The 20,479-nt window shown below is 42.7% G+C and carries 16 protein-coding genes and 1 pseudogene; 6 read left to right on the top strand and 11 right to left on the bottom strand.

The window, feature by feature from the left end; all coding sequences use genetic code 11:
- Positions 1-204: 204 nt before the first annotated feature.
- Complete coding sequence (locus V7K97_RS19135) at positions 205-2,133, bottom strand: serine/threonine protein kinase (protein WP_334802581.1); 1,929 nt, start codon at positions 2,131-2,133, stop codon at positions 205-207.
- A gap of 163 nt (positions 2,134-2,296) precedes the next feature.
- Here V7K97_RS19135 and V7K97_RS19140 point away from each other — a divergent pair, with 163 nt between their 5' ends.
- Positions 2,297-2,785, top strand: a complete 489-nt coding sequence (locus V7K97_RS19140) for a hypothetical protein (protein ID WP_334802582.1) — start codon at positions 2,297-2,299, stop codon at positions 2,783-2,785.
- A 110-nt stretch (positions 2,786-2,895) separates the two neighbouring features.
- Here the strand turns inward: V7K97_RS19140 and V7K97_RS19145 are convergent, their stop codons facing one another.
- Positions 2,896-5,265, bottom strand: a complete 2,370-nt coding sequence (locus V7K97_RS19145) for a dynamin family protein (RefSeq protein ID WP_334802583.1) — start codon at positions 5,263-5,265, stop codon at positions 2,896-2,898.
- A 177-nt stretch (positions 5,266-5,442) separates the two neighbouring features.
- Between V7K97_RS19145 and V7K97_RS19150 the strand changes: the two genes are divergently transcribed.
- Together V7K97_RS19150 and V7K97_RS19155 are read left to right on the top strand one after the other, a co-directional pair.
- Positions 5,443-5,730, top strand: coding sequence for a type II toxin-antitoxin system Phd/YefM family antitoxin (locus tag V7K97_RS19150; RefSeq protein ID WP_334802584.1), 288 nt, complete (start codon positions 5,443-5,445; stop codon positions 5,728-5,730).
- Positions 5,714-6,049 (top strand): Txe/YoeB family addiction module toxin, encoded by a 336-nt coding sequence (locus V7K97_RS19155; RefSeq protein ID WP_334802585.1) that lies wholly within the window; start codon positions 5,714-5,716, stop codon positions 6,047-6,049. The genes V7K97_RS19150 and V7K97_RS19155 overlap by 17 nt, the downstream gene beginning before the upstream one ends.
- Before the next feature lie 58 nt (positions 6,050-6,107).
- On the opposite strand, the gene V7K97_RS19160 is transcribed toward V7K97_RS19155, so the two are convergent.
- Positions 6,108-6,314 (bottom strand): type II toxin-antitoxin system HicB family antitoxin, encoded by a 207-nt coding sequence (locus V7K97_RS19160; RefSeq protein WP_334802586.1) that lies wholly within the window; start codon positions 6,312-6,314, stop codon positions 6,108-6,110.
- A gap of 136 nt (positions 6,315-6,450) precedes the next feature.
- Here V7K97_RS19160 and ygfZ point away from each other — a divergent pair, with 136 nt between their 5' ends.
- On the top strand, positions 6,451-7,446 hold the full coding sequence (gene ygfZ, locus V7K97_RS19165; protein ID WP_334802587.1) for a CAF17-like 4Fe-4S cluster assembly/insertion protein YgfZ: 996 nt from the start codon (positions 6,451-6,453) through the stop codon (positions 7,444-7,446).
- A 5-nt stretch (positions 7,447-7,451) separates the two neighbouring features.
- Here the strand turns inward: ygfZ and V7K97_RS19170 are convergent, their stop codons facing one another.
- From V7K97_RS19170 to V7K97_RS19205, 8 genes and pseudogenes are all read right to left on the bottom strand, one after another.
- Positions 7,452-8,387: a DUF5331 domain-containing protein gene (locus V7K97_RS19170; protein WP_442936874.1), complete on the bottom strand. Its 936-nt coding sequence runs from the start codon at positions 8,385-8,387 to the stop codon at positions 7,452-7,454.
- Between the two features lie 49 nt (positions 8,388-8,436).
- Positions 8,437-8,775, bottom strand: a complete 339-nt coding sequence (locus tag V7K97_RS19175) for a (2Fe-2S) ferredoxin domain-containing protein (protein WP_334802589.1) — start codon at positions 8,773-8,775, stop codon at positions 8,437-8,439.
- 470 nt (positions 8,776-9,245) lie between these two features.
- Positions 9,246-10,178: a trypsin-like serine peptidase gene (locus tag V7K97_RS19180; RefSeq protein ID WP_334802591.1), complete on the bottom strand. Its 933-nt coding sequence runs from the start codon at positions 10,176-10,178 to the stop codon at positions 9,246-9,248.
- Positions 10,179-10,457: 279 nt separating this feature from the next.
- The gene (locus tag V7K97_RS19185; RefSeq protein ID WP_334802592.1) at positions 10,458-13,628 is read right to left on the bottom strand and encodes a CHAT domain-containing tetratricopeptide repeat protein; all 3,171 of its coding nucleotides are present in this window, start codon (positions 13,626-13,628) and stop codon (positions 10,458-10,460) included.
- A gap of 1,075 nt (positions 13,629-14,703) precedes the next feature.
- The gene (locus V7K97_RS19190) at positions 14,704-15,678 is read right to left on the bottom strand and encodes a cysteine synthase A (protein WP_334802593.1); all 975 of its coding nucleotides are present in this window, start codon (positions 15,676-15,678) and stop codon (positions 14,704-14,706) included.
- 274 nt (positions 15,679-15,952) lie between these two features.
- A pseudogene (locus V7K97_RS19195) lies at positions 15,953-16,111 on the bottom strand (type II toxin-antitoxin system HicB family antitoxin); the annotation flags it as partial.
- Positions 16,112-16,117: 6 nt separating this feature from the next.
- The gene (locus V7K97_RS19200; protein ID WP_334802594.1) at positions 16,118-16,702 is read right to left on the bottom strand and encodes a Uma2 family endonuclease; all 585 of its coding nucleotides are present in this window, start codon (positions 16,700-16,702) and stop codon (positions 16,118-16,120) included.
- Between the two features lie 251 nt (positions 16,703-16,953).
- The gene (locus tag V7K97_RS19205; RefSeq protein WP_334802595.1) at positions 16,954-17,538 is read right to left on the bottom strand and encodes a Uma2 family endonuclease; all 585 of its coding nucleotides are present in this window, start codon (positions 17,536-17,538) and stop codon (positions 16,954-16,956) included.
- A gap of 463 nt (positions 17,539-18,001) precedes the next feature.
- On the opposite strand from V7K97_RS19205, the gene V7K97_RS19210 reads away from it, so the two are divergent.
- Both V7K97_RS19210 and V7K97_RS19215 read left to right on the top strand, forming a co-directional pair.
- The gene (locus V7K97_RS19210; protein ID WP_334802596.1) at positions 18,002-18,328 is read left to right on the top strand and encodes a DUF3040 domain-containing protein; all 327 of its coding nucleotides are present in this window, start codon (positions 18,002-18,004) and stop codon (positions 18,326-18,328) included.
- A gap of 13 nt (positions 18,329-18,341) precedes the next feature.
- The gene (locus tag V7K97_RS19215) at positions 18,342-20,426 is read left to right on the top strand and encodes a dynamin family protein (protein WP_334802597.1); all 2,085 of its coding nucleotides are present in this window, start codon (positions 18,342-18,344) and stop codon (positions 20,424-20,426) included.
- Positions 20,427-20,479 lie beyond the last annotated feature (53 nt).

The raw sequence follows: 20,479 nt of genomic DNA on the forward strand, positions 1-20,479 counted from the left end.
CAAAGCTTTTTGCAAGGTTTATTTATTTAATTTCAATTTAGATGATTATCAGCTTAGAGCCAGGGCGAATAGAATTTGCGGCTACACAAACTCTCGTCCGCCTCCACGGACTAAGGAAAAATTGAGTGTTTGAAACCTACGGAGGTGGGTTTTGTCTGTGTAGACGCGGTTTCTAAGCGCCCTTTAAACTCGTAACTGTAACTGTTAAAACCCGCTTTTAGGAGTTTCTATGGCATTAGGACTCTCTTTGGTAGCACGTTGCTTAGTATCAGGAAGTTTCTGTTGGGTACTCTTCTGATTACCTTGATTTTCTAGTTGAGTTAGTGCTTGTTTTGCGAGATTTTCGGCTGCTTGTTTAAATAAAGGTTCTATTTTATTTCGCCAATATTGAGTATTAGGCAACTTTTCTGGATGGTTTTTATAATCTAAAACTTTATCCCATTTACCATCATCTATTGCTTTGTTGATCTCATTAGATAACACCTCCGCCTTAGCCCAATCTTGCTGCCACTGGTTAATCATTTTGCCTGTCTCTTGAATACCAGAAGCAGCATTTGCCGGAATTGATTTTAAAAGTGCGATCGCTCCCACTATATCCCCAGAATCATACTTCTTTTTTGCTTTTTCTATAATACTGGCACTGTTGTCACTAGGTTGCGATCGCTCTGATTTCCCCGCATCGTCAGTTGACCCCTTTGGCTTTTCTGGTAATGGAGTTGTGACATTCCTCAATTTTGGTTGTGGCTTGGGAGTCGGTCGAGTCGCAATCAAGCTACTATCATCTACAATCTTAGTTGCAATACCCTTTTCGCGCAGGCAAGAACCCCATTCTGGATTATTAATTATCACATCTGAGGATGCCCAAGCCAAACGACCAGATTTAAGTTTAACTTCTATCCAACCTCGTTTTGTCCGCTTGCCAGTCACCTCGAAATTGGTGTTATCGGTAACTGTTTGCAAAACATTATCAGAATTTATCGAACTAGGTTCAGAACGAATATTAGAATTTCCGACAACAACAGCCGAGCATTTGTTTGCTAAGGACGTATCCTTACCTGTAAGATTAGCAGCTAAATTTTTGACATTTGGATATACATTTGCTACCAAAGCAGCCGCACCACCCGCCAATAATATGGCAATTAATAGCGGCCATGGGTCAGATTTACTAGAGTCTTTAGGCGCAGGTTTAGCGGGGACAGGATTTGCTGGTGCAACTGCAACCGTTTGCAGCCGAGATACTTGAGGCTGGGATTTGGTTGCTTGGTAGCTGGAATTTTTGGCAGATTCTTGAGGTGTGGAAAGTGCAGGTACAGGATTAATCGCGTCTTTACACGCTTGCAGTGCTTCTGTGGCGTTTTGGTAACGGTCTTTGAAGTGATAACGCACCATCTTCGTCAACACTGCCGCCAATCGAGGGTTCACGGTTACTGAATGCCGCCAGATGATTTCCCCCGTTTCGGGATCTTCTTGCAATTCTGTTGGCTGTAATCCTGTTAATGCTTGAATGGCGATGATGCCAAGGGAATAGATATCGCTGTTGGGACGGGGTTTACCTTGCCCTTGTTCTGTGGGCATATACCCAGGAGTGCCAATAACTACTGTAGCAGAGGGTTGTCCGCCCACTGTTACCATCTGTGTACGCAGTTGCTTCACTGCCCCAAAATCCACTAAAACTAACTTATTATCTGAGGCGCGGCGGATGATATTATCCGGTTTGATGTCGCGGTGAATCACGCCTTGGCAATGGACAAATTCGAGAATCTCTAGAACTTCCTGTAATAGTTGAATTACTTGGCTTTCATTCCAGCGCTTACCAGGTATAAGTTCCTCAGCTAGGGTATGTCCTTCAATATATTCTTGTACTAAATAGAATTCTTGGTTTTCGTCAAAGTACGCTAGCAGCCTGGGTATTTGGTCATGGTTGCCTAGTTTTTCTAAAGTTTCGGCTTCGCTGTTGAACAGACGTTTAGCAGTATCAAAAACTCTGGGGTCAGTTCCGGGTTTAAGATGCTTGACAACGCAGATGGGGTTGCCGGGACGCCGAGTATCTTGGGCAATGTAGGTTTGACCAAATCCTCCCATTGCGAGGACTCGAATTACTTGGTAACGATGGTCTAGTAGCTTGCCTATCATATTCTCTCCCCAGAGTTATTACCTAATTTTCCAGCTGGTAATAAATATCTCCAAATTTTCTTCAATGAAATCCGCTATCTTGAGAAAAGATTTAGATTAAAAACGCAGCTTTTTAATAAACGCAGACTGTTTATTTTTCTTTTAGTGCCCCTGTTTATTACCAATGCCACCTAAAATAACCAACTCAGTTGCATGGCAGCAGGCTGAAATCCTCATGCAACCTGCTTTCATTCGCGTTATCGATAATATCCGCAAGTCCCTTGATGAATCTTCTTGGACGGGAACTTATCACGATGTCCTGATTTGGCCGCCTAGCACCACTGATGAAATCAAAGCATTGGTGACTGAGCTATTGCAAGCAATGGAAACTGCAACGCCCCAAGAAGCAGATGAAATCAGAGGAACTCTGGCTCGTCTGCCGATGCCCCATCCAGGATATCATCTACGTTTGCAGCGTCAACAGCAAGAAGCGAGTATCGATTTGTGGGAACTGTGTTATCAAGTGTGTTTTCTTGAATACACCCCACAGGTGGAGGCTGCTGATATTGATACTAGTTTAATTGATGAAGTCGGTGAAGTCGATTGGCTGGGTTTGGATGCTAAGGCAAAGGAGTTGGTTGAAGAGGCGTTTGCTAAATTACCAGAAAGTTGAAGCCCTCAGAATAGAATTCTGGGGCTATACGAACAAAACCCAACGGCTTGGGCTAATGAGGTAACATGAAGCATTTTCAGCCTATCTGGAATGGGGCAGTGGTCTATCGCCTATCTGATTCTTTGCAATGGTTTCCAATTATCCAAGGATGCTCGAATAGCAGTTACTTCATTCAAGTATTCATTCAGCTTGACTTTTTGAACATTAAGAGTTTCACGAATTTGTTCAGCTTCGGCTTCTCTCGTCTCCCGTTCTTTCAACAAGCGGTCAAACTCATCTTGAAATCTTTTGATGTAGTCATTGATCTGTTGCTCCGCATTCTTAAAGTCGTCTAAAACTTGCTTGTGAATGATTCGTTGTAGAACTACTTGACTTCCTGATACCTGAGTGTCTATTTTCTGCTTGATTAGCTTGGTTGTTTCGCGCAAATCAACTTCGTAAAAAGAACGTTTATCTTCAACTTGAATAGTAGCTTGATATGGAACTTCCTCTGTGGAAGTTTTATCACCTTTACATAGGCTACCTGATTTTTCGGTTTTAGGTTCTGATCGGTACTTGGTTTCCGTTTCAGTCCTTGTAAAGACTTCTACCTGATGTTTAACTTGTGCATCTATTCCTTTAAATTCAAACGTGGGAAACTGAATAGAATTGATATTTAGTTTAACCTGTAAGGATTCTCCAATATATTTAGATAGTTCATTAGATATTTGTTGAATATCTGTTTGGATTTCCCTAACTAACTGTTCTCTAATTAAAGTTCCATTTCTGACAAGCTGATCTTGTGTATCTATCCACCAATTTTGAATAAGTGGACTACAAAACTCATTGATAGTACGACCAATCTCTTGAGCCTCTTTTTCAGTATCTACTCTAATTTTGTATGGATCAGCAATTTTAAACTGAGTAGAACGGTGGCTATTAAATTGTGCTGGATTAACTTTACTTAATACTTCTACTAAAGGACGCTGCACTCCAAAAGAGAATGCAAAACCACCAAAGATAGGAATAGCATTAGGTACTGTCATACCCATACTTATATTATTACTGGGAATGTTTGCCTGTGGAAGCAGTTCAGTGATATCTGGAGTGTTAGATTTAGAGTATTCGGCAGAACTAGACTTTGCAATTTGATCAATTTCCTCTTGTATCTTGTTCTTAGCACCACTAGCAAATGAGATCATCGCTTCGCTAAATTGAGTGGTTAATATCTTTTCTTGTGTCTTTACTGATTCATTTACATTTCTCACCTTTTTTTTAGCTGATTCAGCTCTAATATGATATTCTTCTACCTTATTTTTAAGTGAATGCATTTCAAGTTCCCAACCATTAATCTGCAAATTAAGAGAATCTTCCGATGCTTTAGCCATTTTCTCAATTTTTAGCAAAACATCACTCAAAAGATTCCAACCTGCATTTTGAGTAATGGTTTGAATCACTGTTTCTTGAATAGTAAGTAAGCCACTATCTTTTAATGCTTGCGGCGCAATTTTATGTGGTGCAGGTATAATTTGATTACCTTCTTCATCTTCTATAGCATACCTGGCACTGAAAAACTTTTTGAAGTCTTTTATTTGACTGTCTGTTGCCTTACCTTGTTGAATTAATTTCGCCAAAACTCCTTGTCTAGAACTCGCAGGATAGATAATTGGATTTGAGAAACCAAAGCTAGTTAACTCTCGTTTCAAGTCTTCTATAACATCAGAAATTTCTCTGTCTTTTTCTGTTTTCTGATCTACTTTGTTAAGTATGAAGTAAATTTTACCTGTATTCTCGGATAAAATTTCTTTACGATTTTCTATAATGTCCTTAAACAAATCTGAAATAGCATTATCTTTGTAAGAGGCATAATTTAAAACAAATAGAATTGCATTGCAAGTTCGCAGCGCCTCCAGAGCAGTTTGTTTCAGTGCTGTGTTGAAATTGCCAGACTCCCATTCATTCGGGCCAGGAGTGTCAACCAAAGTGAAACCAGCTAAGGAAGAAAGTTTGCTAATAGCTTCAATAGAATGTTCTATCTCAAAGCGTATAGTTTTATCAGGATTGCCTTTCTCTCGAATCTCACGGGTACGCATCAGAAATTTTTGCTGAATCTCTCCAGCTTCACCCTCAGTAATAACAAGAGGTAGTCTTTGTCCATCTCGATATTCCAGAAGTCTGGGAATTTGCCCGGATGGAATATGTCGGACATCTGTACGGCATATTGTACATGCTGCTGTCTCACTTGCCAGAACATCAGCACCAATCACGGCATTCAAAAAGGTACTTTTACCAGCTTTCATCGCTGCAATTACAGCCACTTGATACTTCTGCTCTTTCAATGCGTGTAGGGCTTTGTTGATCTCATCCTCAACATTCTGCAAACTTTTTGTATCGTCTCCTTCGCTGAGACGGCCTTGGCGAATTTCCTGAAGATACTGTAAAAGACCTGTACCAGCATTATAAATGCTGTCATGCGCTGCTTGAAACTGTTCAGAGGACATAATTATGTGAGAAAAAGATTAGCTAAAGCACGTACAGCTTAAACTACTAATGAAAAAATTTGCTTCAGTGATTACACTGCCACACTAAAGGCGATCGCACCTTATACCTTTAGCCACAAACACATTAAAGTTGAAAAAACAGCAAAATGGAAGAATAGATAAATTGAAGAACAAAAAATGCCTCATCAGATAAACTACAGCGAAGCTTGCAACAATTTTGACAAAATTTACGAAGAGGCAATTCAAAGCCGTGAACCTATAGTTATTAATCGTGAAGGTGCTGAAAGTGTAGCCGTAATTCCTACTGCGGAACTTAATAGCATCATAGAGACAGCGTATTTGTTTCAATCAACTGAAAATGCAGCACGTCTTTTAGCAGCCATAGAACGTGCGAAAGACCGTACATTTCAGCCTCGAACCATAGACGATTTGCGCCAGGAGTTTGGTCTTGTCGAAGAAGAGTAAAAAATCCAACTCGGACAATCCACAGTCTGAATCTTCCCAAGACGAGATTTCAGAACGTGACCTGGTATTCGACTCCCAATTTCTCGAAGACCTTACCTACTGGGTAGAGACAAATAAAAAAATTGCAACCCGCCTACTATCTCTAGTTGAGGAAATCAGGCGCAATCCTTTCATTGGAACTGGAAAACCTGAAAAATTGAAATATCAGGATGCAAACCTATGGTCGCGCCGACTAACTGAAGCTGACCGCATTGTTTATATGGTTAGTGATAATCGAATTGATTTTCTTCAGGCTCGATACCATTATAATGATCGCTGATTTCATGATTAAGTGATGTAAACAAGCTGGGGTGGAAAAAGAGTGATGCCTACGGCGTTTAAGCGGCACCTATTTCTACCTGAAGTGTCTTAATTTGAGGAAGAACAGTAGCTAGTGGTGGTTCAAAATGTAGTGACAAAGCTTCCTCAAGATTAGCCAATGCCTCAGTTTCAGTCTCACCCTGGCTAGCAATATCAATTTCCAAGCACTGTGCCACAAACCAGTTACCTTCCTGCCATACACTTGCAGTAAAAGTTCGTTTCATAAGTTTTTATTGTTCGGTGCTTTCTTTTGATTTGATTATACGCTAGAAGAAAATCGGAGATGCATTGAAGCCGCAAACCCTTATTTGCTAAGATTTTCAGTGCGACAACATTGAAACAGGGCAACTTCTGATCACCATGCCAACATCTACACTTGACGATCAAGACGCAGCAGCTATCGAAGCCGCCAGAGTTGGGGTTGCAATATGCGATCGCACCGCCTGGGGACGCATCAAAGTATCTGGCGACGATCGCCTCAATTTCTTACACAACCAAAGTACTAACAACTTCCAAATACTCAAGCCAGGACAAGGTTGTGATACAGTTTTTGTGACTTCCACAGCCAGAACAATTGATTTAGCAACCGCCTACGTTCGAGAAGATGCGGTAATTCTGCTGGTTTCACCTAACCGCCGCCAGTTTCTCATGGAATGGCTGGATAAATATATTTTTTCTGCCGACAAGGTGAAATTATCTGATATTACCCAATACACCAACACCTTCAGCCTCATTGGCCCAGAAAGTGACGCTGTTTTAGAAAAGTTGGGTATTGGCGAACTCATCGGCCAACCTTACGGTAGTCACAAAGTATATACAATCGCTCCGGCTGAAGGAGTGCGGATTGCTGTGGGTAGTGGGTTAGCGGCTCCCGGATACACTTTTACTTTCCCTTATACTGACAAAGAAACGGTGTGGAATAAATTGTTAGAAGCTGGGGCGGTAGAGATGAGCGATCGCGCTTGGGATGCTTTGCGAATCTTACAAGGCCGCCCCGCCCCAGATGCGGAACTTACAGATGATTACAATCCTCTGGAAGTTGGTTTGTGGCAAACAATTTCTTTTACTAAAGGTTGCTATATTGGGCAAGAAACCATTGCTCGGTTAAATACATATAAAGGTGTAAAACAACACCTTTTGGGTATTCGCCTCAGTGCGCCTGTGGAAGTGGGAAGTGCGATCGCTCTTGGAGATGAAAAGATCGGCAAACTTACCAGTTATACAGAAACGGCTGATGGTTACTTTGGACTAGGTTACATCCGCACCAAAGCTGGTGGTGTAGGCTTAAAAGTCCAAGTGGGAGAAACTGAAGGTGAAATAGTCGAAATCCCCTTTGTTTCTCACGATTACCCATAAGCAATTCAAATCAAAATATCTTCCTCTTTATCCCGCATGCCGTAACAAAATTCATCTACCCAAGAAGCTAGACTACGGGCATTACTGGTTGGTAAATTCACTTTGCTTTTAACGTCTTGTGGTTGAATATTCGGATGTTTGCCGTTGCTTTTAACCTCAGTAGTAATTGCTAGCGATCGCACTGGTTTGCCGTTGCTGTTAATCTCGGTGGTAATTGCCAACAATGCGCCTAAAGGGAGTCGCGCAGATGGCGATTGCATTGGTTTGCTGTTGCTAGAAACCTCAGTAGCTAATGCTAGAGATGGCATAGTTTTAGTTTTGGCTTTGCTGTTAACTTCAGTGGTCATTGTCAGTAATGTTCCTGAAGAGAGGCGTTCAAGGGGCGTTTGTACTGGTTTGTGTTCCCTTAGTAAACTGGAGGGTATCTTGGCTGAGTGTGAAGTTATTACGGGAGTATCTGGAGCAATTTTAGTGCCAAATACAACTAACAGCTTAGGTTTCTGTGTCTGAGCTACCTCAGTAGTTGCCGTAAATGATGGCACTGATTGGTCAGAGTCTGGCAAGTTCGAGTGAGGTGCAATCTTGCTAGCAGTTACAAACGATGACATAAGTTTATCCTCACAATGCTTCTGATATGCCGACTCGCTTGCAGCCATAGAATGCTCTGATTTTATTAAACGTAACTCTTCATCAGGATTGAAGTTGAGGCCTAAAGCGGCGACTATTTTATCTGGATTGTTATTCAGATCCAGCATAAAAGAAAGTGTTTCATCAAACTGGGGTTCCAAAACAGACAGTGTTGCCAAAATAAAACCGGACAAAGGACGGCGCAAACCATCATAAGTGCCCCAAATTCGCATTTTTACCAGCCAGGGAATATTTTGCTCGTAGTAACTCAGCCACTTGTGTTTCAAGGATTGACGCAGCAGTTGGATATTCATTGGATGCCTCGCTTCAGTCAACAAGATTGCAGACATTGACATTGAAAATTTAGTTTGATTTCTGGGGATGAAACCGATAATAGAGCATCTGTTGGACTCTTTGACCACCTAGCAAATGATTTTCTATCAGTAGAGATACCTCATCGGGTTGAACGCTACTATACCAAACCATATCGGGTAATACCAGCACCATCGGTCCATTGCCACATTGTCCCAAACAGCTGCTAGCCATTACCGTTACGCCAGGGATTGGCAAAGCTGCAAAAGCTGCTAAAACCTTGACTGCACCTTGCTTTTTACAGGTGCGATTTTGACAAACCCTCACACATTTAGCAGAAGAGGGTTGGTCTATTATCGGGAAGTTTGATGGTTGAGTAATGTTTGACATTTGTTGCTTGTAAGTACTAACCCATGACTAAGTACAGCTTTGCCTAAGTTCGTAGTGAAATAATCAGACAAACTTTGCGCTCCTCTGCTTTTACAGCTATTTTCAGGTAAATGAACCACAAATAGACCTCTCTCCTACGTTCGCGTAGCGGCACGAAGTGCGGAGAGAGGCTTTGATTTTCTCCCCTTCCCTTGTAGGGAAGGGGCTGGGTGTTAGGTCTCATAATTGTGGTCTAAATACATGAAATGTCAAATTTTTGACTATTTATAATATAGGAAATTTAGTCTGCGTATAGCGGTTCCCATTCAGATGCAGTACAACGTTACATAACGAGGTGTAGGGGCACGGCATTGCCATGCCCCTACGGGTGTACCTCACGTAAACGATAACTGCTATAGGTTTTGGCTAAAAAATATAAATGTGTAGGTTGGGTTTCGCTATTGTTCAACCCAACCAACGAATCTACGAATCTAATTTCCCCGCGTAGCCTCCTCAATGGTAGAAATTTTCACCGCAAAGTTGATGATATCTTGTCCAGTCTGGAGATTTTTTGCTTCACCATTATTCAGAGCCACAATATAAGGGTCGCCACCAATTACGCCAACAATGGGGCTACCGGAAGAACCCGCAGCAGTGGCGCAATCATGTAATAAAAAACCATCTTTTTCTCCGACAATACTGCATCCTGCCTGATAACTTGCCGTCCATCCCGGCCCGGCACTGAAATATTTTTGATAATTGTCGTTAGGAAAATCTCCAGAATAGCCAACGAAAAAGAAATCTTTTTCCTTGCGAACCAGCGTAGCAGAAGGTATCGATTTCCATCCCAAATAACCATATTTGCGACCTAGAGGCTGGTTAATTTTCAGAATTGCCCAATCATTAGGACTAAGATCCTTACTTTCCTTGAAATCTGTTCCATAATAAACTTCTTTGGTTTCCGCTATGTCTTGGTAATGGCCATCGATGACGTTAGGCATAAACTCGATTTTTGTGCTTAATTTGCCTGTTTCGGGGTCAATAGCACAGTGAGCATTAGTCAAAACCAGATTAGCAGCAATTAACGTTCCCGTGCAGTAATAACCACTGCCATCGCCTGTAGTTCCTTTGATTCGACCAATTGCCGACCAAGGATATTTATGGCTCAACATCGGGGTACGGTTATCTATTCCTGTAGGAATGCCTCTAGAGTCGCTTTCCTCAGGTTTGGCACCCCGTCCCAAACCAGGAGGGATAAAAGGTTTGCCATCACCTTCTAGCTTGAGTTTTTGGGAACTGATGAATTTGGGTGTAATGCTTTGGTGTGGTTTTACCTGTGTTTCTGCTTGAACTGATGACCAATAGCTAAAAGTTGTGAAAATCAGAAATCCGGTCAACAACAGGGCAAAAAATTTTCTATTCATTGCTATTAAGACTCCGTAATAACGTTAAAAGGGCGGTTAGAAACCGCGCGCCAGGTGCTTCAAGTCGGCGGAGCCGCCCAACGCACTGGCTTGTCTACACAGGCAAAACCCACCTCCGTGGGTTAAGAACTCTTGATTTTGTATTAGTCCACGGAGGTGGACTTTGTTTGTGTAGCCGCGAATTCCATTCGCCAAGGCTTAAGTTGACACCAATGTTCATGAATTGCCCCTACCGTGTGTAGTTTTGCGTAAGTCCTATGGGGATTGCTACTCCCCGGCTCATCTCCACTCGCCTTGCAACGTGAAAGCTGCCCAATAGTATGGGTTTCGCCAGTTTGATTGCTGCCACAATTTGAGTTGTGCTTGACGCAGGGCAGTTATGGGAGATGCTTTTTGCTGCAACATCGCTGTGTAAAACTGGGGCATCAATTGTGATGTTGCGGTGTCATTGACTTGCCACAAAGACACCACAGCACTTTTTGCCCCTGCATACATCAATCCTCGTGTCAAGCCTACTAATCCTTCACCTTGGACATCTTTACCTAAACCCGTTTCGCAAGCACTCAGCACAACTAAATCTGCACCCAAATCCAAGTTAAAAATGTCACGCAGCCGTAAGATACTTGGAAGATTAGGTTTGCCTTGTTTGTTTATCTGAGAAAGTACGATTCCTGAGGATTCTGGGTTGATTGGGTCAGCAAAACCGTGTGTTGCAAAGAGGATGAATCTATATTGTTTGAGTTTTGAACTAGTTGCTAGATTGTAATTGGCATCAAAATCAAAAGCGTGTAAGCTTTCCGAGACTGGTACAAGTTTTAATATTTGTTCGGCTTCTGTGCGCGTACCTGGTAGCCGTCCCCATCCTGCACGGTTAAGATTTCTCGCGGATTGTTGGAGACTAGACTGTTCGAGGTTGAGTTCGGGGCCAAGAGTTGGGGGTTTACCTGTGAATCGGTCGTCATCAACCGCAAATACCGGGTCAGCAAGAACAGCTAGGATTTCGGGTGCAGCTTGGCGTTTGTTCAAGTCTTCCCTATGGGTGGCGATCGCGGTGACGGAGGGTAGATTTACAATTTCGTGGTTAACTAGAAGGGGTTGATAATTAGATTTCCCCGTCTGCGGCGACTTTTCAAGTTGAGAGATTTGATTTGGTTCTGATAATGCTGTAAAGGGAATTTCTTCCAATGCACCATCTGCGACAATTACCAAACGCTTTTTCCCCAACTTTCCGGAAACGGGCGCAAGGATCAGCTGGCTAAGTTCAGTTGCAGCTTGGCTAGTTTCTTGAAAATCTTTGGCTTTTTGCTCTGGGGGTAAGTTCTGGCAGTCAATACCTGGTTTTTGACATTTTCTCAATACTTCCTTGAACTTTCCTGCCGATGTTTCTATGGCTTCACGTCCAGGGAGTTCGTAGCTATTGATGGAATTAGGAGTGACAGCCCAAAGATAGCTGCGTTCTTTACCCAAAGAATATTGCAATAGCAGGGTGTCGGAATCGAGTTGTTGCTGAATTTGAGGTAATTTCAGAGGTTCGGGATATTTCAGTGCTGCATATTTCGGGCTACTTGTACGGATTTTGGTTTGCAGTTCTTGGTATTGGCTACGGAGGTCGGCAATTTCCTTATCGAGGTTTTGGATTGCGGTTGTGGGTGCTTTTTTATTCAGTAACTCTTGACGCAGTTGATCTCTAGCATCAAGTTGCTGCTCTAAGTTTTGTTCTTCTGCTAGTAATTGGGGGTCAACGCCTTTACGGATTTTGGCATTGGCTTCTGTTAAGAGTTCTAAAAGAACCCTGGCACGCGATCGCTCGCTAATGTGCAGTGCCAAAGCGTCGTATCCTTTAGATGGGTCTTTTTTGTGCAACTGCATCAGCAGGTCGATGTACAACTGATAATAATCCTGTACAGTGGCAAAATAGGAAGTACGCAGTTCTTGACTATCAATTTTGGTGCGTAAATCTTCAACGATTTCAATAGCTGCTTGAATATATGTTTGAGCTTGTTGGAGGTTGCCGCGATCGCGTTCTACGAAAGCCATGTTATAGAGGGTGGTGGCTTCCCCTCTCCTGTCCCCCACTGCACGGCTTATGGGTAAAGCTTGGTTGTAGTATTTGAGCGCTTCTTGCTTTTCTCCTAAATCGTTGTAGACAGCGCCAATATTGCTGAGGGTGACAGCTTCTCCTCCCCTGTCCCCCACTGCACGGCTTATGAGTAAAGCTTGGTTGTAGTATTTGAGCGCTTCTTGCTTTTCTCCTAATGAGGAGTAGACTAAGGCAAGATTATTGAGTGTGGCGGCTTCCCCTCCCTTGTCACCCACTGCACGGCGTATGGGTAAAGCTTGGTTGAAGTATTTGAGCGCTTCTTGCTTTTCTCCTAAATCGTTGTAGACAGCGCCAATATTGTTGAGTGTGACAGCTTCCCCTGTTCTGTCTCCCACTGCATGATGTATGGGTAAAGCTTGGTTGAAGTATTTGAGTGCTTCTTGCTTTTCTCCTAAATCGTTGTAGACAGCGCCAATATTGTTGAGAGTGTCGGCTTCCCCTGTTCTGTCCCCCACCGCATGACGTATGGGTAAAGCTTGGTTGTAGTATTTGAGCGCTTCTTGCTTTTCTCCTAAATCGTTGTAGACAGCGCCAATATTGCTGAGGGTTCTGGCTTCCTCTCTCCTGTCTCCCACTGCATGATGTATGGGTAAAGCTTGGTTGTAGTATTTGAGCGCTTCTTGCTTTTCTCCTAAATCGTTGTAGACAGTGCCAATATTGTTGAGGGTGATAGCTTCCACTCTTCTGTCCCCCACTGCATGGCTTATGGGTAAAGCTTGGTTGAAGTATTTGAGCGCTTCTTGCTTTTCTCCTAAATCAGCATAGACAGTGCCAATATTGTTGAGGGTGATAGCTTCCCCTCTTCTGTCCCCCACTGCACGGCTTATGAGTAAAGCTTGGTTGTCGTATTTGAGCGCTTCTTGCTTTTCTCCTAAATCAGCATAGACTCTGCCAATATTGTGGAGATTTGTGGCTTCCCCTTCCCTGTCCCCTACTGCATGGCTTATGGGTAAAGCTTGGTTGTAGTATTTGAGCGCTTCTTGCTTTTCTCCTAAATCGTCGTAGACTCTACCAATATAGTTGAGGGTTCTGGCTTCCCAGCCTTTATCATCAACTTGTTGCCAAAGCTTCAGCGCTTCTTGCCATTTTGCGATCGCCTGTCGCAGTGATTCTGCTGTACCTTGTTGAGCAAGCTGCATCCCCTCTTGATAAACCCGTTCCGCAGCAGCGCGAGTTGCATCTTGTGACGTTGTTCCTGGCTGTTGTGCTATCTGCAACGGTGTACCTCTCGATGTTGCCCCCACTGCATCAGATAGCAAAACCATACTCAACAGCAAAGTTAAACTGTTACGGGTAAATTTTGTTAGCAAGCACCAAAAAACCCACTGAGACTTTACACTCCCCATCATTGTTTAGCCTCAATCTGTGATTATTAACAACCCTATTCCTGCCGAACCCAGTCCCTAATATTAATAAATTATTTAATTGTCATCAGGGATATTGCTGAAACTTTGCTGAAACTTTAAGTTTATTTTATGGGTGCGGTCAAAGTTTACGGTTCTGGTTTCTGTTTTTGCAACGAACTCCCTCAGCAAACCCTGATTTTTTCCTTCTTGCGCTTCCTCCTAGAAGATAAGCCAACAGAAAAAGTATATATATCTACGTCCCAGCTAGATGCCACAAATAAAAGGTTAAAGATCCCGCTTCCATTCCTCTCCCCGTTGGCGTTAGCCTGCCGTTAGGCTAGGGTCGAGAAGCTTTAAAACCCCCCTTCCCTGACGTGAGTTCGACAAGTCTTATTTGACCAAGCCCCGAAGGGGCGGGAACAGGGAAGAGGGAACTCTTAACAGTGCAAGAATTAGCTCCGTTCGCGCAGCGTCTTTGCCAGGAGAAGATTTAGGGTACAGAGCAACTAAATTTATTTATGAAAGAAATAAAAACATTTTTTAAGGGGACGCGTAGCGCAAGAAAAAATACGTCCTTGTACAAATCCCCTAATTTTAATTATGGGGATTTCCCTGTTCCCTGTTGCCCGTTCCCTGTTCCCTTTTAATTTTGACTTTTGACTTCCCCGTTCGCGTAGCGTCTCCAAGAGTTGGGGCTGACCTCTCCCCCAGCCCCTCTCCGACACGGAGAGGGGAGCAAAAAGCTGAATTTTTCGTTGCTCCTCCCTTTCCGTTTCCCAGAGGGAGGCTGGGAGGGAGAGGTTCATCGAACTCACGTTTCCCTGGTAGGGAAGGTGGGTTAGGTCCAATACGGTTCAGTTAAGGCTAGCACTCTTTGTCAAAGTCGTTTTTTTTACGAACCACAGAGGCGCAGAGAAGCCAGTGCGTTGGGCGGGTTCCCCGACTTGAAGCAACTGGCGCGACACAGAGAGAGAAGAGGGAGAAGGAAAAAATTGCTTAACTGAACTGTATTGGGGTTAGGTCTGCGTATAATTGTGTGGTCTCTAAATCTTTTCTGGAGATGCCCAATTCCCCATAACTAATCTATTGAAAGTCCTTTTGAGGCTAGCCATTCCGGGTTGAATATGCGCGACTGATAACGAGAACCACTATCACATAAGATGGTGACAATGGTATGTCCTGGTCCCAACTGCTTCGCTAGGGCAACAGCAGCCCCAACATTAATACCCGTTGAACCGCCCATTAATAGCCCATCTTTCCTCAGCAGTTGGTAAACTACCCGCAAAGCTTCTTTGTCATCTATTTGGATAGCATCATCAGCAGGTGCGCCTTCCATATTGGCTGTGACACGACTATTACCTATGCCTTCGGTGATGGAATTTCCTTGTATGTTAATTTTACCGGTTTTGACATAGCTATAAAGTCCACTACCCAGAGGATCGGCAACAACACATTTAATCGCCGGATTTTGTTCTTTTAAGTACAATGCCACGCCAGCAAAAGTACCACCAGTACCAATTGCAGCTGTCCATGCATCTATTTTACCATCTGTCTGCGTCCAAATTTCTGGCCCTGTGGTTTCGTAGTGGGCGCGGCGGTTGGCTAAGTTATCAAACTGATTCGCCCAAATAGCATTTTCTAATTCAGCAGCCACTCTGCCAGATAGTTTGACATAGTTGTTCGGGTCTTTGTAGGGTACAGCAGGGATGGGACGAACTTCTGCCCCTAGTGCTGTCAGTGCATCTATTTTTTCTTGTGACTGAGTATCGGGAATAATAATTAGGCATTTGTAGCCTTTGGCGTTGCAAATATGTGCTAGTCCAATGCCAGTATTACCAGCCGTTCCCTCGACAACGGTACCACCAGGTTTGAGTAGACCTTTCTCTTCTGCGTCTTCGATAATGTAAAGTGCGGCGCGGTCTTTGACGGAACCGCCAGGATTGAGGAATTCTGCTTTACCAAGGATTTCGCACCCTGTTTCTTCACTGAAGCTGTTTAAGCGAATCAGGGGTGTGTTGCCAATAGCGCCAACGAAGCCGTTTTTAATATCCATTTTGATTTTACCTGTGTGAGTATATATAAAAATTTTGGCTTATAGCGGTGGCATGATTTACAGATAATTTGCTTAAAATTTTATGATGGCGTCAGAGGTTGTTTGAAAAGTCGTAAAGTATACTAGAAACCCCTCTCCAAACCTCTCCCCGTTGGCGTCAGCCTGTCGTCAGACAAGGGTCGAGAGGCTTTGAAACCCCCATTCCCTCGTAGGGAAGGGGGGCTAGGGGGGTTAGGTTTCCGAGGCTTTGATGTGACGAAAAATACTTTTCAAACAACCTCTCAGGCTCAAGGTAAAGTGCGATCGCTTCACGAATATTTTCTAAGGCTTCTTGCTCTGTTTCTCCTGCTGAGACACAACCTGGTAACTCTGGGCACCAAACAGCCCAGTCACCTGTTTCTGAATCTGGTTCAAGAATTACACGCCATTTCATTTGTTATCACCACACTTTATTCAAATTCAGCACAAACCCAGATAATACCGATTCACCGCTAACAGTCGCGGGATTTTCTAGACATTCCTCTAATACACCAGGACGATAAATATAGACTCGGCGATGCTTGCGATCAATTAACAAGCCTAGCTGTACTCCTGGCTCCCTCATATATTCTTCCATTTTCTCCTTCAAAGGTTTGAGGTTATCAGAAGGCGAGCGCAGTTCAACTACAAAATCTGGACAAATGGGGGCAAACCTTTGCTGTTGTTTTGGTGAGAGAGCATTCCACCGTTCTAGTTTAATCCAGCAAGCATCTGGCGATCGCTCTGCACCTGTTGATAGCTTAAATCCTGTGCTGGAGTCAAAACAAATACCTGTACTATCTTTTTCTGCCCAAACTCCTAGCTGTAAGGCAACGTTGAAGTTACGATTACCTGTCTCTGAACCAGTAGGGGACATAATTGATATTTCTCCAAATTGATTCCGCTCAATGCGTAAGTCATGATTCACCTGGCAAAAGTCAAAAAACTGCTCGTCTGTCATTTGCATTGAGGGAGGAATTTGCACAACTAAAGGGGATGAAAGCATGATGATTTCCTCTAGGTTTTGCTGTCTACCCGACTGGCTTGTATAGCGGTTCCCATTCAGATGCGGTACAACATTATATCGCTAGGTGTAGGGGCACGGCAGTGCCGTGCCCTTACGGGTGTACCTAACTAGGTCGAGAAACGCTATATTTCTTATTCTCTCCCAAATCATTGTTGCTGTTTAATTCAGCAAGCATTAACTGGGGATTCTACAGATGATTTAAGACTTAGATATTAGATATTCATTTGCTTCTACCAAACTTTACTCATATTCAGCACAAACCCAGATAATACCGATTCACCGCTAACAGTCGCGGGATTTTCCAGACATTCCTCTAATACACCAGGACGATAAATATAGACTCGGCGATGCTTGCGATCAATTAACAAGCCTAGCTGTACTCCTGGCTCTTTCATATATTCTTCCATTTTCTCCTTTAAGGGTTTGACGTTATCAGAAGGCGATCGCAGTTCAACTACAAAATCTGGACAAATGGGGGCAAACCTTTGCTGTTGTTCTGGCGAGAGAGCATTCCACCGTTCTAGTTTAATCCAGCAAGCATCTGGCGAGCGCTCTGCACCTGTTGATAGCTTAAATCCTGTGCTGGAGTCAAAACAAATACCTGTCCCGTCTTTTTCTGTCCAAACATACAACTGACCAGCTAGGTTAAAATTACGATTACCCGTCTCTGAACCAGTGGGGGACATAATTGATATTTCTCCAAATTGATTCCGCTCAATGCGTAAGTCACGATTCACCTGGCAAAAGTCAAAAAACTGCTCGTCTGTCATTTGCATTGAGGGAGGAATTTGCACAACTAAAGGGGATGAAAACATGATGATTTCCTCTAGGTTTTGCTGTCTACCCGACTGGCTTGTATTTCTTATTTTGACGCAACTCACTAACTAAATAGCTGCTCTGACTTTTCACGGTATATAGAAAACCCTCTCTCTAAATCTCTCTCCTTTTAGGAGAGAGACTTTGAATTTTCCCCCTTCCCTCTCTTCGAGACGCTGCGCGAACGTAGGGAAGGGGGTTAGGGGGTTAGGTTTTTCGTGGCTTTTCCACAGAATAGCTCTTGAGATTTAAAGATAATAGCGGTAATAGTCGTTTTTGTTACAAATTTCTGGAAAACGAGTGCATTTTATGGTATCTGACTTCCGGCTTCAGTTTTGCAGGGGATGAAAATTAAGATAGTAATTTTACTGGGGTTAAAAAATATTGATGTAAGTTAGTATACTGCATGACGAACGAGTGAATGCTGACATCATTTCATTGTCTTAGATGGGGTGGACACCGATGACATCTGAAAGCAATCGCCAAAAAGAACTTGATCGCCGGGAACGTTTACTACGAGAACGAGAAGTTGAATTGCGACTCCGGGAAATGGAAACTAACATCCATACTACCGATGCAGCTTTTCATCAAACTGTCAAGCATCAGCCAGAAAATTCCCCGAAACCTTGGATGAAAAAAGTGATTCTGGGTGGGAAGCTGTTTGTTCTTGGTGTGGCAGCGCTGGTTGCAGTGAAAATAGCTTCAGTGCTGGCTGGGTTTATGATTGTTGCGGCGCTGGGGTGGATGTCTTACAAATTATTTTTGGAATCTAAAAAACCCAATCTTTAATAAAGGTATAACTATGACGACTGATCAAGTAGTAAATGACAGATTTATCCAAGATTTAGAGCGTGTTGCTCAAGTGCGATCGGAGATTTCTGTCTGTTTAAGTAAACTTGCTGAAACAATTAATCAAGCTGAGTTGGTTGGAGATTCTTCATCAGGGAAACTAAGTTTAGAGCGAGATATTGAAGATATTACTGTAGCTAGTAAAAACCTCCGTCAAGGTGTATTTCGCCTTTTAGTTTTGGGCGACATGAAACGGGGAAAAAGTACGTTTCTCAATGCCTTAATTGGTGAAAACTTATTACCGAGCGATGTTAACCCTTGTACCGCAGTCTTAACAGTTTTACGCTATGGAGCAGAAAAGAAAGTTACCATTCATTTTAATGATGGTAAAAGTCCACAACAGCTAGATTTTCAGAAATTTAAATATAAATATACCATTGATCCGGCTGAAGCAAAAAAACTAGAGCAGGAGAAAAAACAAGCATTTCCCGATGTGGATTATGCAGTAGTTGAATATCCCTTAACGCTACTAGAAAAGGGAATAGAAATTGTCGATAGTCCAGGGTTAAATGATACAGAAGCGCGAAACGAATTATCTTTGGGTTATGTAAATAATTGCCATGCAATTTTGTTTGTGATGAGAGCTTCTCAACCTTGTACCTTGGGTGAGCGTCGCTACCTAGAAAATTATATCAAAGGTCGAGGATTGACGGTTTTCTTCTTAGTTAATGCTTGGGATCAGGTACGGGAATCATTGATTGATCCTGATGATGTCGAAGAATTAAAAGCATCTGAGAATAGATTACGGCAAGTATTTAACGCGAATTTAGCAGAATATTGTTCTGTAGAGGGTCAAAATATTTATGACGAACGGGTGTTTGAGCTTTCGTCAATTCAAGCACTCAGAAGACGATTGAAAAATCCCCAAGCTGATTTAGAGGGGACTGGCTTTCCGAAATTTATGGAAGCCCTTAATACTTTTCTTACCAGAGAACGTGCGATCGCAGAACTCCGTCAAGTCAGAACTTTAGCAAGACTTGCCTGCAATCATACCCGCGAAGCAGTAGCTAGACGCATACCATTACTTGATCAAGATGTAGATGAATTAAAAAAACGGATTGATTCAGTAGAACCAGAGTTTAATAAACTCACGGGTATTCGAGATGAATTTCAAAAAGAAATTATCAATACCAGAGACACTCAAGCAAGAACGATTTCCGAATCTTTTCGCAGCTACGTTTTAAACTTAGGTAATACCTTTGAAAACGACTTCTTACGCTATCAGCCAGAATTAAATTTGTTTGATTTTCTCAGTAGTGGTAAACGAGAAGCATTTAACACCGCACTGCAAAAAGCCTTTGAGCAATATATCACTGACAAATCTGCTGCTTGGACATTAACTGCTGAAAAAGATATCAATGCAGCTTTTAAAGAACTTTCTCGTAGTGCTGCACAATATGGCGCGTCTTATAGTCAAGTCACAGATCAAATAACAGAAAAGCTCACAGGACAAGATGTAAAGGTAAATACGACTACGACTGCTGAAGAAGATAACTCTCCTAGCTGGGCAAAATGGGCTATGGGATTGTTATCACTGTCTAAGGGAAATCTTGCTGGTTTCGCACTAGCCGGGGCTGGATTTGATTGGAAAAATATCTTGTTAAACTACTTCACTGTAATCGGCATTGGTGGGATAATTTCAGCAGTGACAGGTATTTTACTTGGACCTATCGGGTTTGCACTGCTCGGTTTGGGAGTAGGGTTTTTGCAAGCAGATCAAGCTCGTAAAGAGTTAGTTAAAACTGCTAAAAAAGAGTTAGTTAAACATCTACCCCAAATCGCCCATGAGCAATCTCAGGTTGTATATAGTGCTGTGAAAGAGTGTTTTGATTCTTATGAAAGAGAAGTGAGCAAACGAATTAACGATGATATTGTATCTCGTAAATCTGAATTAGATAATCTAGTCAAACAGAAACAAACCCGCGAAATAAATCGTGAGGGTGAGTTCAATCGATTAAAAAAATTACAGGAAGATGTAATAGCTCAGTTGCAAAAAATTGAGGCAGCATATAGCAATTTATTAGCTTACTATAGTTGATAAATCTCGTTATTCTCGTTCCCAGCTTATAGCTGGGAATGCCTACTTGGAGG

The organism is Nostoc sp., from assembly GCF_036917815.1.
In the GTDB taxonomy this organism is placed as follows: Bacteria; Cyanobacteriota; Cyanobacteriia; order Cyanobacteriales; family Nostocaceae; genus Nostoc.